We start from the raw sequence: 12,198 nt of genomic DNA on the forward strand, positions 1-12,198 counted from the left end.
AGTGGATGATTCTGTTTGAGGGAATATATAAAATTCTGCCTGCATATAAATATACATGGGTAATTTAGCTTTTGGGATGAGGAGGGACATGTATGGAACGGATTGGAAGTATCTGGACGATGATAGTTCGGTATTTGCTGCTGGTGATGTTTGGTGGAGTGATTGTCTGGGCGTGCAATAGTGCAGGAATATCGGTTTACGCAGATGATGGGGAGACACCGGATGGAGCAGAGCTGATCCGGTTTGATTTTCACAAGTCGGTAAATCAGGAGGTTGGGATCCCTGCAGGAATACCAGGATTTTTCACTTATTTTTATGAAGGAAAAGAATACCATTACGGATTCCGGTTTGACAGAAATGGGACAGGACCAGAGACAGAAAAGTTTGGTACGGCATATGTCTGGGCACCTTATACGGTTATTTATTATGATGCTGCAGGTGGTGAGATCGAGAATTACGGTACGGCAACAGCAGGCGGAAGAGGGCTGTTTGCGACAAGGGGAAATGGTGAAGAGCTTGAAGCCGGGCAGAATAAAGGAAAGAACAAAAGAAAATTTGCGGCAGACTATACTGTGTATGGGCAGAGCCTTCGGTTAAGTGAAGGATGTATGCCAACGGCAGTGAAAGACGGATATCGATTTGAAGGATGGTATGCGTGGACTGATGCTGGAGTTGTGCAGGAAAAAGAACTGGCAGAGCTTGCAAAACAGGAGCAGTATGGGACTCTTGAAGATGAGCTGAATGAGAAATATACGGAGCAGACAAAGCTTCTGGAAAACCGGGAATCCGAAAGATACCCGGCATCCAGTATCACACTTTACGCGAAGTGGGACAAGATCTGGGAGTAGGAGTTAGATATATCCTCCGTCCATACCCAGTATCTGCCCGGTAAGATAGGCAGGGGCATTTGCAAGCTGCCATGCGAGAAGCGCGACTTCTTCTGGTGTCCCGAAACGTCCGGCAGGGATTTCTTCTGCGAGGGCAGCTTTTTCTTCCGCATCCAGAAGATCGTTCATTACGGTATCGATGACACCACAGGCGATCGCATTGACCTGGATATTGCTTGGCGCAAGTTCCTTTGCAAGTGCGCGGGTAAGACCGTTCAGACCGGATTTGGTGGCAGAATAAGCGACTTCACAGGAAGCACCGACAGTTCCCCACATCGAAGAAATATTGATGATACGTCCCGCTTTCTGATGGATCATGTAAGGAAGTGCTGCGCGGCAGCAGTAAAATGCGGAAGAAAGATTAGTGGAAATCATTCGGTTCCATTCTTCAATGCTCATATCCGTCAGAAGTCCCATCCATGCGATTCCGGCATTGTTGATGAGTACGTCAAGACCGGAGCCGGACATTTCAATCTGGTCAAAGATACGTCCGACTTCGGATGGAACACCTACATCTCCTGGGAGGATTTCGCAGGAACCGGAGGTTTCCTTTGTGATAAAATCAGCAGTAGCCTGCAATTCACTGATGGATTTGCTGCAGTTTAAAAATACATGCCATCCCTCTTTTGCAAAGTGGATAGCGCAGGCTTTTCCGATTCCACGGGAAGCGCCGGTGACAAGAATCTGTTTTCTGTTCATTTATAAAAACTCCTTTTGCTATTTATAAGAATTACTTTACAGTTATTTTTTTCTACATAATCAGACAATATTATACACTGATTTTCTTGTGATTTAAAGACGCTGGTGTTATGATAAATATTGAAAAAATGTCATACAGATGCGAGGAGGAAAAACATGGTACAGAAAGCCATTGATTTTGCCACCAAGGTACATGAAGGTCAGTATCGGAAGGGGACCGACAGACCGTATATTGTACATCCGATGGAAGTAGGAAAGATAGTATCCACGATGACACAGGATGAGGAGATCATCAGTGCAGCAATCCTGCATGATACGATCGAGGACTGTGAGGGTGTGGATGCAAATGTGTTAAAAGAGATGTTTTCAGCAAGAGTTGCGGGAATCGTATCACAGGAAAGCGAAGATAAATCCAAGACCTGGATGGAAAGAAAAAGTGCAACCATAGAAAGGCTTAAGACAGCACCAATTGAGGTTCAGATGATCGGACTTGCGGACAAGCTGTCGAATATGCGGGATATTGATCGGGATTATCCTGTATGTGGGGAGGAATTGTGGAACAGATTCCGAATGAAAGACAAAGCAACGATCGGATGGTATTATAAAGGCGTCAGAGAAGCATTACGGGAAGCATTTGCAGAGACGGAAGCATTTGAAGAATACTGTAGTCTGATTGACAAAAATTTTGGATAATAATGAGGTAGAAGAGAGGAAAATCAAAGATGAAGAAGATTTTGATGTTAGGTACAGGTGGGACGATCGCATCCCGTCAGACAAAGGATGGACTGGCACCGGGACTGACACCGGAGGATATTTTATCTTATATTCCGGCTGTAAAAAATGTATGTGAGGTTCAGACAAAGCAGGTGTGTAATCTTGACAGCACGAATGTAACACCGGAACACTGGAAAATGATGGTAAAAGCAGTGGAAGACAATTATGCATATTATGATGGGTTTGTAATCTGCCACGGCACGGATACGCTTGCATATACAGCGGCGGCACTTTCTTATATGATACAGAATTCAGCCAAGCCGATTGTTGTTACAGGCGCGCAGAAGCCAATCAATATGGATGTGACAGATGCGAAGACAAATCTGCTGGACAGCTTTATTTATGCGGCGGATGATGATTCCCAGGGGGTCAACCTTGTATTTGACGGAAAGGTAATTGTCGGAACACGTGCAAAGAAAGAGCATGCAAAGAGTTACAATGCATTTTCGAGTATTAATTTTCCGTATCTTGCAGTTATTCAGGATGGTATCCTGGTCCGGTATATTCCGGAGATCCCGTGCCGCCATGCAGTTAAGTTTTATTATGATATGAAAGACAGTGTATATGTATTAAAGCTGATCCCGGGAATGAAGCCGGATATTCTGTCTTATCTGTTTGAACACTATGACTGTCTGGTAATTGAAAGCTTTGGCGTAGGTGGTATTCCGCAGACGCTTGTTCAGGAATTCTATCAGGAGATGGAAAAATGGTCAGGTAAGGGTAAATTTGTCGTGATGACAACACAGGTTGCCAATGAGGGAAGTAATATGACAGTCTATGAAGTCGGGAAAAAAGTGAAGCAGGATTTCAATATGATCGAAGCCTATGATATGACGCTGGAAGCAGTGATCACAAAGCTGATGTGGCTGATGGGAAGAGAAGAACAGAATATGCAGAAAGCATTCTACACGCAGATCAATCACGATATCCTTTTTACAAAGAGAGGATAAAGCAGATGCAAATAAAAGAGGAAGGGTTCCGGATGAATGGAACACCTTCCTCTTTTTGAATATTTAATTTTCCGGTTAGATTTTTTCAAAGTCGCCGATCATGTCTTTGATCTCTTCCATGTGGCAGTCAGTCTCGCTTACAGTTTGTGCACATTTCAAAAGTTCGGCTTCGATAGCCTCGATATCTTTGTCAGCACCGATTGTTTTTTTGTAACGAAGCTGATGATCTACACTTGCCCAGAAATCCATTCCGATCGTGCGGATCTGGATTTCGGCGCGCATTGGAAATTTTCCCTCTGTAAAGAAAACCGGAATCTCAACGATCATATGATAGCTTCGATAACCGTTTGACTTTGGTGCTTTTATGTAGTCTTTGATCTTAAGAACAGTAATGTCATCCTGTGAAGTGAGCAGGTTGGCAATTGTATAAATGTCACTGATAAACGGGCAGATCACCCGGATTCCGGCGACATCGTCCAAATTCTTGACAATACTATCCTCTGTAAATGGCAGATCACGTCTGCGCAGCTTTTCATAGATGCTGGCAGGACTTTTTACACGGGATTTGATAGATGAGATTGGATTGCGTTTGTTTACTGCAGAAAACTCATCATCCAGGACTTCAAGCTTTGTCTGGATCTCGCGGATCGCACAGCGATACTTCATCATCAGAACATCAAAGTTCTTATTATTATTGATAAAATCAGCCGGACTAATCGCATTTAGCCACTGTGATTCCAGTGCAGTCGGATGCTCAGAAGCCGGAATCAGGTTAAGTTGTGTCTCCATATGATTACTCCTCTTTATTCTGGTTGCTTATATTATTATAGCATATCTGGGGTAAGGTGCATAGTATACAGAGTATGGAAAATGTCTTAAAAATAACAATCTTTTAAATGCTATGGAATCCTTTTCCGATAATCTCGCTGGTGTTGGAAATCAGAATAAAGGAAGAAGGATCATTTGCCTTGATAAAGTTACGGAGTTTGATTGCCTGCTGACGGTTCAGCGCTGTAAAAATAATGTATCTCTGTTCACCGGTAAAGGCTCCGTGTGCTTCACAGATTGTGGCGCCTCGACCGAGTGAGTGGACGATATAATCGCAGATCGGTTCCGGATTACTGCAGACAACGTTGAAATATTTGGAAAGGTTCAGACTTTCAATAAAGCTGTCTACAAGGAAGGAACGGATGATCAGTCCGAAACAGGAATAAAGTCCTGTTTTTACGTCGAAGATAAAGAAACCTGCAACGGTGATCGCAATGTCGGAGCAAACCAGTGCACGTCCGATGTCAACACTTGTAAATTTCTTCAGGATCATGGCAATGATATCTGTACCGCCACTGGAAGATCCGATATTGAAGAGGATTGCAGAACCGAGTGCCGGGAGTGCAATCGCAAACATTACCTCAAGCATAGGCTGATTGGTAAATGGCTGGTTCATTGGAAAGATTCGTTCAAATAAAGAAAGCGCAACAGAAAGCAGGACACTGCAGTAGGCTGTCTTTGCAACGAATTTTTTACCGAGGATCACTGCGCCAAGAATCAGAAGTGACATGTTGGCAACGAATGAAAAGTCGGCAGCAGAAATAAGTCCGGTTTTGGCAATCAGTACGGCAAGACCGGTGATTCCGCCAAATGTGAAGTTGTTTGGAAACTTAAAAAAATAAGTTCCTACTGCGATCAGCAGAGTTGCTCCGCTCATTGCAATAAAATTTTCGATTTTTTCTCTCATTTTATATTCCCCGATTGATTCATAAAGTTTTAGAAAACGGATGAAATACTGAAAAAATATCACCCGATTTCCGTTGGTATTGTAACGCCGAAAATGTATGAAGTCAACCGTTTTAGAGCATTTTCGTAATGTATACGATGATACGAAAATACGGGGATTTTCGTGCATGATTCAGCGCCCGAAAGGACATACTAAAAGACAAAAAAGGAGGATGGATTATGGAACAATATATACCGGTTACAGATATTATTGCGCGGGAAATTCTGGACTCGCGCGGAAACCCGACTGTAGAAGTAGAGGTGCTTGCAGGGAGTCATTTTACAGGAAGGGCGATGGTTCCTTCCGGGGCATCGACAGGAAAATATGAAGCAATTGAGTTAAGAGACGGGAAACACCGCTATCAGGGACTTGGTGTCAGACGCGCGGTAGAGCATGTGAATGACCGGATCATCCGGGAAATTCTGGGAATGAACGTGCTGGAGCAGGCGAAGCTTGACCGGATGCTTCTGGAGCTTGACGGGACAGACAATAAGATCAATCTGGGGGCAAATGCAATGCTTGGAGTGTCTCTTGCAGCAGCAAGGGCAGCAGCAGATGCGCTGGAGATTCCGTTGTATCAGTATCTTGGTGGTGTAAATGCAAAGCAGATGCCGGTTCCGATGATGAATATCCTAAATGGGGGTGCTTGTGTTATTATAATGACACAAGGCAGAACCCCTTATAATACAAGGGCTCTAGCGATTTAGTCCTAAATAAATTTCGCAACCAATCAACGAATTTATGAAGGAAAGGCCTCTCTTTTATAAATAACACAGTACAGAAGTAATAGAATTTCAGAACTCTGCTGAGATGTATTTACTATATCACGAAAGCGGTGATAATTGAATAAAAATATATTTTGGACTGAATTAGCTCGCATGAGATTTATATCTCAGCTGTCTGATTCAGTCTTTTTATTTAACAAGAAAGAAGGGAAAGATTATGGCAAAAGTAATTTCTATTGTAAACCAAAAAGGGGGAACGGGAAAATCAGCATGTACAGCTAATTTAGCAGTAGGATTAGCACAAAAGAATATGAAAGTGTTAATCGTTGATGCCGATCCACAGTCTGATGTATCCGCAGGATTTGGATATCGTGATTGTGATGAAAGTAATGAAACACTTACAGCTCTTATGGATACAGTAATGAAAGATGAAGATATTCCTTCAGACTGTTATATCAGGCATCAGGCAGAAGGAATAGACATTATCTGTTCTAACATTGGACTGGCAGGTACGGAAGTACAGTTGGTAAATGCAATGAGCAGGGAATATGTATTGAAACAGATTTTATATGGTATCAAGGATCAATATGATGCAATTATCATTGATTGTATGCCATCATTGGGAATGATCACAATCAATGCACTGGCTGCATCAGATGAAGTACTAATTCCGGTTGAAGCGTCTTACCTGCCAATCAAAGGATTGCAGCAGTTATTAAAAACAATCGGTAAGGTCCGTAAGCAAATCAATCCGAAGCTGCAAGTCGGTGGAATTCTGTTTACGATGGTCGATGCTCATACGAATGATGCCAGGAATAATATGGAACTTCTCAGAAATGTATATGGAAGTCAAATTCATATCTTCGATAATTATATTCCATTTTCTGTAAGAATGAAGGAAGCAGTCAGAGAAGGACAGAGTATTTTCTCTTATGATCCGAAAGGCAAAGCTACGGAAGCTTATCGGAGAGTGACGGAGGAGGTGCTGAAAGATGCCATCTAAAAAAAGAGCAACTCCCGTTTCCTTACAGCCGCTTGATGCATTGTTTGGAACAAACGAAGAGACAACCAATGGAATTAGTGAGATAGCAATAGGAAGTCTTCATCCATTTACGAATCACCCGTTTCAAGTAAGAGATGATAAGAAAATGGAAGAATTAGCAGAAAGTATTACACAATATGGCGTGTTGGTTCCTGGTATTGTGCGTTTGAGAGAGGCCGGTGGTTATGAGCTGGTAGCTGGTCATCGGCGAAAACGAGCATGTGAACTTGCTGGACTAGAGAAAATGCCGGTTATCATCAAAGATCTTACGGATGATGAAGCGACGGTGATTATGGTAGATTCCAACATTCAACGAGAAGAGCTGCTGATCAGTGAAAAGGCATTTGCTTATAAAATGAAATATGAGGCGTTAAAGCGTCAGGGAAAACGGTCTGATTTAACTTCTTGCCAAGTTGGCAAGAAGTTGGCGGCAGAAGAAGTCAGTCAGAATACAGGAGATAGTTCCAGACAGATTCTTCGATATATTCATCTGACAGAGTTAGTAGCAGAGCTATTAGAATTGGCAGACGAGAAGAAGCTTCCCTTTAACACAGCTGTTGAAGTTTCTTATTTGAGAACTGAAGAGCAGCAGATATTACTTCAGTATATGAGTAATCACAATATGGTACCCTCCATGAAGCAGGCAAAGGAATTGAAACAAATTTCAAAAGAGCGGATGTTGACGTATTCAGAGATTAACCAGATTTGCATGAATGAAAATACTGAAAAAGTTCAGGTGCAGATTCCGGCGAAGAAATTGAAACAATATTTTCCAGAGACATATACAAAGACTCAGATGGAAGAAATTATATTTATGCTTCTGGCATCGTGGGCAGAAAGAGAGGGTAAAGAATGAGCAATGAAGATATGGCAAGTAGAATACAAGTCTATATGAAAAAGATAGAAAAGATACGTGTTAAACGGATGAAAAGAGAGAAGTTTAAACATTTGTTGAAAACATTAGGATTATCAGCAGGAAGGAAGTGAAAGGATGGCTTTAAAAATTGTACGAAGATATGATGCGAATGGAAGGGAGCTTACGGAGAAAGATCTGGAAAACTTTCGATTGGATTCTCCTGTGGTTAGAGAAATATTGGCAAACCTTAATCGGGAGGTGGCGGAAGGAATCAGACAGAGGGAGAAAAAAGGTGACGATTGAAGACGTAATTAAAAAATCAATTCTGCCGCTGGCATTTATGGTATTCTGGTTTTGGATGACAAAAACAATTATGAAAGTCAGCGGACAGACGGATTGGTTCTGGTGGATATTTATTGCCGGATTACCATTTGGAATACATAAAATGCGGCTGATTCTAATCCCAAGAGGAATGGATACCACAGCAACACTTGGTATGGCTGCATTAAGTGTCATCATTGGAGCATTGATCGGAAGTATCATGATTCCAGTGTATGTGATCAGAGCGATATACGTTTTTATACGATATATCATTGAAAGGTAGAAAATTAGTTTGATAAGAGGCAGGCTTGCGAAAACAAAAATCGCAAGTCTGCCTCTTTTTTTGTGCTTAAAACCAGGCAATTCAGGGGAAGTCCCTTTTGCAAATATATATTCTTGGAGGATTTTTAATATGAGAGAGCGAATTGAAAGTAAGCATGTAACTAAGGAAATCAAAAGTCAGATGCCAGTAATTCCGGTGGAAATTGTTAAAGAAAGAGGCTGTACGTTCTGCCCGTATTATCTGGGCAATTATGAGAAACAGCCACGTTGTATGATGAAAACCTGTGCCTGGGATGATGAAAATGAACGTTTCCATCCAGTTCTTCGTGAACTGATCCCATTTTATAAAGAGAAGATGGAAAAAGCAGAAGAAAAGTTCCTTGCAATGAAAAAGATTTATACAACACTGTTAGGAATGTTTGCCGATGAAATGAAGCAAGAAGAGTTGGAAAAAGATGAATGTTACGGATGTGCCTATGGAAAATGTGGACCATGTATCGGCATCTGTTACAAATCAATGAAAGCATAGGAGGGTTAAGCCAATGAATACAACAGTTATTTCCGGGCGATTGGTAAGAAATCCCGGATACAACGAAGTGGAGAATGAAAAAGGACTTCATAAGATTGCCAAGTTTGTTCTGGCAGTCAGAAGAAATTATTCCGATGAAGTCAGTTTCATTCCGGTAAAGGCTTTTGCAAAGAAAGCAGAATTTGCCAGAGATTATCTGATGCAGGGCACGAAGGTCATGGTGGAAGGCGAGATTGTCACAGGTAATTATGAAGATAAGGATACCGGGAAAAAGATTTATACCACCGAAGTGTATGCAAACCGGATTGAATTCGCAGGTGCAAAAATGGTTGACAGACCACCGTTTCCAGAAGATGCGGAAGGGTTCTTAGAGATCCCAGAGGGCATGGAAGAAGAAATGCCGTTTAGATAGAGGAGGATAAAAGATGGTTTCAGTAGATCAGGCGTATATGGTAGGGCATATGAAAAATGCCGATGGAAGTATCAATAACAAAAATGTAGTGCTGTCAGCAGCATGTGAAGCAGCGGAACTGTTCCAGTGCATGATGTCAGTAAATCAGAAACTGGAGGACTGGCAGAGATTTAACCACACCTTGGAGCAGCATCTTAGAAGTGTGGAATGTGAGAAAATCCATGATATTTGTCAGGCAGTATATGGAATGAAACATCCGTCCGATGAACTGGAAGGATTGTATCTGGCAAGAGAGGATGAACAGATATGCCTTCTGTACTATCAGGTATTTGTAGGGATGTTGGAAATCAATATTACTTCAGCCGAAGTGCTGTACAAACAGAAGGAGGAAACAATCAATGAGTAAGATGGAGTATATGCCGGTAGATTGTCTGCAGGTGCCAAAGATGCTGTTCCAGATGGATAAATACAAGAATCTGTCAAATACAGCAAAGATTTTATACAGCTTATTTCTGGATCGTTTAAAATTTGCGGTGCAGAATGGCTGGGTAGATGGTGAAGGGGATTTGTTTGTAATCTATCCGAAAAGTGAAATGAAAAAAGACCTGAATACGACCAGATATGGAGTAGATCAGGCAGTACAGGAACTGGTTCAGATTGGTAATCTGGTGCGTATCATTCCAAACAATGGAAAGGCGAACCACTTTTATATCAATGATATTTATGAAAATGAGATGGAGGAAGAATCAATGATGACATTAGACAGAATTATGGCAAATATGCCGATGGAAGAAAGAGAAATTATCATGGACAAGATGGTGAAAGCATCCAGAGATATTCTGGGAACAATTGCAGATATGGGATATCTGGATGAATATGAGACACCACTGACTCCTATGGAAGAGCGTGGCTATTACGATGAAGAAGGTAATCTTGATATTGATGCCGTAGAAGCCGATGGCTATGAGTTTGGTATGGATCTGGCATTTGGCGTGTTATCTGTTTTTGATGGAAAGCCTGAACGTGTACTGGAAATTCAGAAATATGTAAATGAACAGTATGAGTGCTGCTCTAATAAGAAGTTTATGAAAGTTCTGGAAACGATCGCACGAATGAATGGAAACGAAGAGGTTTATATCGAGGATATGTATGCCTGCAATAAAGAAGCAAGAAATTATTATCTGAGCGAGTTAATGATGTGCTTCAACTTTGTGTTTAATGAGATGTGTCATGGAACAGGCAGTGCAGCAGGGTGTGATTTTAATAATGAGGAAGAATAGGAAATAAGCTATGGCAGATTTTGAATATTTCAGAGCAGAAGAATCTGACCAGTTTTCTTTTTTTCGGATACCAAAAGCTCTGTTCACAGAAAAAGAGTTTGCAAGCCTGTCTACAGACGCAAAGCTCCTTTACGGAATTCTGCTTGATCGAATCAGCCTATCCAAGAAAAATGGCTGGATTGACGGTGATGGTTATGTCTATATCATTTACACGATTGCAGAATTGCAGGAACTATTGCGAATGTCGCATACGACAGTGACAAAGCTTCTTTATGAGCTTGACAGTGTGCATGGGATTGGATTGATTGAACGGTATCGGCAGGGGAATAATCGTCCCTCTGTCATATACGTGAAAAATTTTGTGAAACGGATTAGAGGAAAGCCCGTAAGATACTTTGCTTCTGGAACGCCAGAAACTGGAAATCCGGACTGCAAGGAATTGGAAATCCGGATTGCAAGAAACTGGAAGTCCGGAACGCAAAAAAATAGAAGTCCGGACTGCAAGAATCTGGATGGAAGTAATACTAAGATAAATAAGACTGAAAAGAATCATACTGATAAGAGTAAGGGCAATACTCCCGCTCTGGAAGAAAAATTCAGTCAGTATGGTAGATTTAAAAATGTTGTTCTGTCGGAAGCTGAACTGCAGGAGTTGATGACAATATTTCCATGGGATTATCAGAAACGGATTGATCATCTTTCTGTTTATATGAAATCCAGTGGAAAAGAGTATCAGAATCATTTTGCAACAATCTGTCTTTGGGCAGAACGGGATGGAGGCAGGGGAGAAATGGATAAATATGAATTTCAGGAAGGAGAAAGCCTGTGATGGAAAATAAAGTAACAGCAGATTATCTGGATGAAGAGGGATGTCTTCATTGTGGTATCTGTGGAAAAAGAAAACAGATGAAAGTTAGTCTGATGGGATTTGAGCATGTAGTGTCCTGTTTGTGTGAATGCGAGGTAAAAGCCAGGCAGGAACTTGATGAAAAGATGCAGCGGGAAGAAGCACAGCGATTGCTTTATCAGAGAAAATCCGTCGGACTTCGGGAAAGAAGATTCTGGGAATGGAAATTTGAAAATGACAATGGAAGCAACCAGAAGATACTAATTGCCAGGCAGTATGTAGAAAACTGGACAGATATGAAGAGAAAAAATGTAGGATTGCTTTTGATGGGACCAGTTGGAACCGGGAAAAGTTTCTTTGCAGGCTGTATTGCAAATGCACTTTTGGAACAGGGAGAACGTGTCATGATGACGAATTTTTCCAGGATCTTAAACGAAATGACCAGCTATCAGGCAGATAAGAACCAGATTATACAAAATCTTGTGGATTATCCGCTGCTGATTATTGATGATTTAGGAATAGAACGAAATTCCGAGTTTGCTTTGGAGCAGGTCTATAATGTGATAGATAGCCGTTATTGTAAAATGCTTCCGCTGATCGTAACAACGAATCTGGGACTGAATGAAATGAAATCCACAGATTTGGATACTGCCCATCAGCGTATTTACAGCAGAATACTTGAAATGTGTGTTCCCATCTATTGTGGTGGAGAAGATAAGAGAAAAGAAGAAGGGACAGAAAAACTCGTACAGGTGCAGAACCTGATTACCGGTTAATCTGTCTTTTTTCATTAAAGGGGGTGATTGCCATGATTACAGAT

At 41.5% G+C, this 12,198-nt stretch carries 17 protein-coding genes and 1 pseudogene; 15 read left to right on the forward strand and 3 right to left on the reverse strand.

The window, feature by feature from the left end; translation table 11 throughout:
* Window positions 1–92: 92 nt before the first annotated feature.
* Complete coding sequence (locus tag AB5213_RS10095; protein ID WP_368276647.1) at window positions 93–848, forward strand: hypothetical protein; 756 nt, start codon at window positions 93–95, stop codon at window positions 846–848.
* A 3-nt stretch (window positions 849–851) separates the two neighbouring features.
* On the opposite strand, the gene fabG is transcribed toward AB5213_RS10095, so the two are convergent.
* On the reverse strand, window positions 852–1,586 hold the full coding sequence (gene fabG, locus AB5213_RS10100) for a 3-oxoacyl-ACP reductase FabG (protein WP_055262155.1): 735 nt from the start codon (window positions 1,584–1,586) through the stop codon (window positions 852–854).
* A 156-nt stretch (window positions 1,587–1,742) separates the two neighbouring features.
* Between fabG and AB5213_RS10105 the strand changes: the two genes are divergently transcribed.
* Entirely contained in the window at window positions 1,743–2,279 is a 537-nt protein-coding gene (locus tag AB5213_RS10105) for an HD domain-containing protein (RefSeq protein ID WP_368276648.1), read from the forward strand.
* Window positions 2,280–2,308: 29 nt separating this feature from the next.
* A complete protein-coding gene (locus AB5213_RS10110) occupies window positions 2,309–3,310 on the forward strand; it encodes an asparaginase (protein WP_173685802.1) in 1,002 nt (333 codons plus the stop codon).
* Between the two features lie 75 nt (window positions 3,311–3,385).
* On the opposite strand, the gene AB5213_RS10115 is transcribed toward AB5213_RS10110, so the two are convergent.
* Complete coding sequence (locus tag AB5213_RS10115; protein ID WP_242860798.1) at window positions 3,386–4,099, reverse strand: GTP pyrophosphokinase family protein; 714 nt, start codon at window positions 4,097–4,099, stop codon at window positions 3,386–3,388.
* Between the two features lie 103 nt (window positions 4,100–4,202).
* Entirely contained in the window at window positions 4,203–5,045 is an 843-nt protein-coding gene (locus AB5213_RS10120) for a YitT family protein (RefSeq protein WP_055247647.1), read from the reverse strand.
* 218 nt (window positions 5,046–5,263) lie between these two features.
* Here AB5213_RS10120 and AB5213_RS10125 point away from each other — a divergent pair.
* The 12 genes and pseudogenes from AB5213_RS10125 to AB5213_RS10180 all read left to right on the forward strand — a co-directional run.
* Window positions 5,264–5,731, forward strand: a pseudogene (locus AB5213_RS10125) (enolase); the annotation flags it as partial.
* A gap of 295 nt (window positions 5,732–6,026) precedes the next feature.
* Window positions 6,027–6,812, forward strand: coding sequence for a ParA family protein (locus tag AB5213_RS10130; protein ID WP_118142723.1), 786 nt, complete (start codon window positions 6,027–6,029; stop codon window positions 6,810–6,812).
* Window positions 6,802–7,707, forward strand: a complete 906-nt coding sequence (locus AB5213_RS10135) for a ParB/RepB/Spo0J family partition protein (RefSeq protein WP_368276649.1) — start codon at window positions 6,802–6,804, stop codon at window positions 7,705–7,707. The genes AB5213_RS10130 and AB5213_RS10135 overlap by 11 nt, the downstream gene beginning before the upstream one ends.
* Window positions 7,704–7,838 carry a hypothetical protein gene (locus tag AB5213_RS10140; protein WP_349123855.1) on the forward strand — a complete coding sequence of 45 codons (135 nt, stop codon included), beginning with the start codon at window positions 7,704–7,706 and terminating at the stop codon, window positions 7,836–7,838. The genes AB5213_RS10135 and AB5213_RS10140 overlap by 4 nt, the downstream gene beginning before the upstream one ends.
* A 4-nt stretch (window positions 7,839–7,842) precedes the next feature.
* Window positions 7,843–8,010 (forward strand): hypothetical protein, encoded by a 168-nt coding sequence (locus AB5213_RS10145; protein WP_173763281.1) that lies wholly within the window; start codon window positions 7,843–7,845, stop codon window positions 8,008–8,010.
* Window positions 8,000–8,311, forward strand: a complete 312-nt coding sequence (locus AB5213_RS10150) for a DUF6050 family protein (protein WP_147602059.1) — start codon at window positions 8,000–8,002, stop codon at window positions 8,309–8,311. The genes AB5213_RS10145 and AB5213_RS10150 overlap by 11 nt, the downstream gene beginning before the upstream one ends.
* Window positions 8,312–8,440: 129 nt before the next feature.
* Window positions 8,441–8,839, forward strand: coding sequence for a hypothetical protein (locus AB5213_RS10155; RefSeq protein WP_044921493.1), 399 nt, complete (start codon window positions 8,441–8,443; stop codon window positions 8,837–8,839).
* Window positions 8,840–8,852: 13 nt separating this feature from the next.
* The gene (locus AB5213_RS10160) at window positions 8,853–9,251 is read left to right on the forward strand and encodes a single-stranded DNA-binding protein (protein WP_005344165.1); all 399 of its coding nucleotides are present in this window, start codon (window positions 8,853–8,855) and stop codon (window positions 9,249–9,251) included.
* Window positions 9,252–9,264: 13 nt separating this feature from the next.
* Window positions 9,265–9,657, forward strand: coding sequence for a hypothetical protein (locus AB5213_RS10165; protein ID WP_368276650.1), 393 nt, complete (start codon window positions 9,265–9,267; stop codon window positions 9,655–9,657).
* Window positions 9,650–10,531, forward strand: coding sequence for a replication initiator protein A (locus tag AB5213_RS10170; RefSeq protein ID WP_177961807.1), 882 nt, complete (start codon window positions 9,650–9,652; stop codon window positions 10,529–10,531). The genes AB5213_RS10165 and AB5213_RS10170 overlap by 8 nt, the downstream gene beginning before the upstream one ends.
* 10 nt (window positions 10,532–10,541) lie before the next feature.
* Entirely contained in the window at window positions 10,542–11,360 is an 819-nt protein-coding gene (locus AB5213_RS10175) for a replication initiator protein A (RefSeq protein WP_368276651.1), read from the forward strand.
* Window positions 11,360–12,154: an ATP-binding protein gene (locus tag AB5213_RS10180; protein WP_055039904.1), complete on the forward strand. Its 795-nt coding sequence runs from the start codon at window positions 11,360–11,362 to the stop codon at window positions 12,152–12,154. The genes AB5213_RS10175 and AB5213_RS10180 overlap by 1 nt, the downstream gene beginning before the upstream one ends.
* The last annotated feature ends 44 nt before the right edge of the window (window positions 12,155–12,198 follow it).

Origin of the sequence: Coprococcus sp. RTP21204st1_G4_RTP21204_210225 (assembly GCF_040915385.1) — a bacterium.
GTDB classification, from domain to species: Bacteria; Bacillota; Clostridia; order Lachnospirales; family Lachnospiraceae; genus Allocoprococcus; species Allocoprococcus comes.

Bases quoted from the DNA above. Each gene is read 5' to 3' on its own strand.
- AB5213_RS10095 (WP_368276647.1), top strand. From the start codon at position 93: ATGGAACGGATTGGAAGTATCTGGACGATGATAGTTCGGTATTTGCTG.
- fabG (WP_055262155.1), bottom strand. From the start codon at position 1,586: ATGAACAGAAAACAGATTCTTGTCACCGGCGCTTCCCGTGGAATCGGA.
- AB5213_RS10105 (WP_368276648.1), top strand. From the start codon at position 1,743: ATGGTACAGAAAGCCATTGATTTTGCCACCAAGGTACATGAAGGTCAG.
- AB5213_RS10110 (WP_173685802.1), top strand. From the start codon at position 2,309: ATGAAGAAGATTTTGATGTTAGGTACAGGTGGGACGATCGCATCCCGT.
- AB5213_RS10115 (WP_242860798.1), bottom strand. From the start codon at position 4,099: ATGGAGACACAACTTAACCTGATTCCGGCTTCTGAGCATCCGACTGCA.
- AB5213_RS10120 (WP_055247647.1), bottom strand. From the start codon at position 5,045: ATGAGAGAAAAAATCGAAAATTTTATTGCAATGAGCGGAGCAACTCTG.
- AB5213_RS10130 (WP_118142723.1), top strand. From the start codon at position 6,027: ATGGCAAAAGTAATTTCTATTGTAAACCAAAAAGGGGGAACGGGAAAA.
- AB5213_RS10135 (WP_368276649.1), top strand. From the start codon at position 6,802: ATGCCATCTAAAAAAAGAGCAACTCCCGTTTCCTTACAGCCGCTTGAT.
- AB5213_RS10140 (WP_349123855.1), top strand. From the start codon at position 7,704: ATGAGCAATGAAGATATGGCAAGTAGAATACAAGTCTATATGAAAAAG.
- AB5213_RS10145 (WP_173763281.1), top strand. From the start codon at position 7,843: ATGGCTTTAAAAATTGTACGAAGATATGATGCGAATGGAAGGGAGCTT.
- AB5213_RS10155 (WP_044921493.1), top strand. From the start codon at position 8,441: ATGAGAGAGCGAATTGAAAGTAAGCATGTAACTAAGGAAATCAAAAGT.
- AB5213_RS10160 (WP_005344165.1), top strand. From the start codon at position 8,853: ATGAATACAACAGTTATTTCCGGGCGATTGGTAAGAAATCCCGGATAC.
- AB5213_RS10165 (WP_368276650.1), top strand. From the start codon at position 9,265: ATGGTTTCAGTAGATCAGGCGTATATGGTAGGGCATATGAAAAATGCC.
- AB5213_RS10170 (WP_177961807.1), top strand. From the start codon at position 9,650: ATGAGTAAGATGGAGTATATGCCGGTAGATTGTCTGCAGGTGCCAAAG.
- AB5213_RS10175 (WP_368276651.1), top strand. From the start codon at position 10,542: ATGGCAGATTTTGAATATTTCAGAGCAGAAGAATCTGACCAGTTTTCT.
- AB5213_RS10180 (WP_055039904.1), top strand. From the start codon at position 11,360: ATGGAAAATAAAGTAACAGCAGATTATCTGGATGAAGAGGGATGTCTT.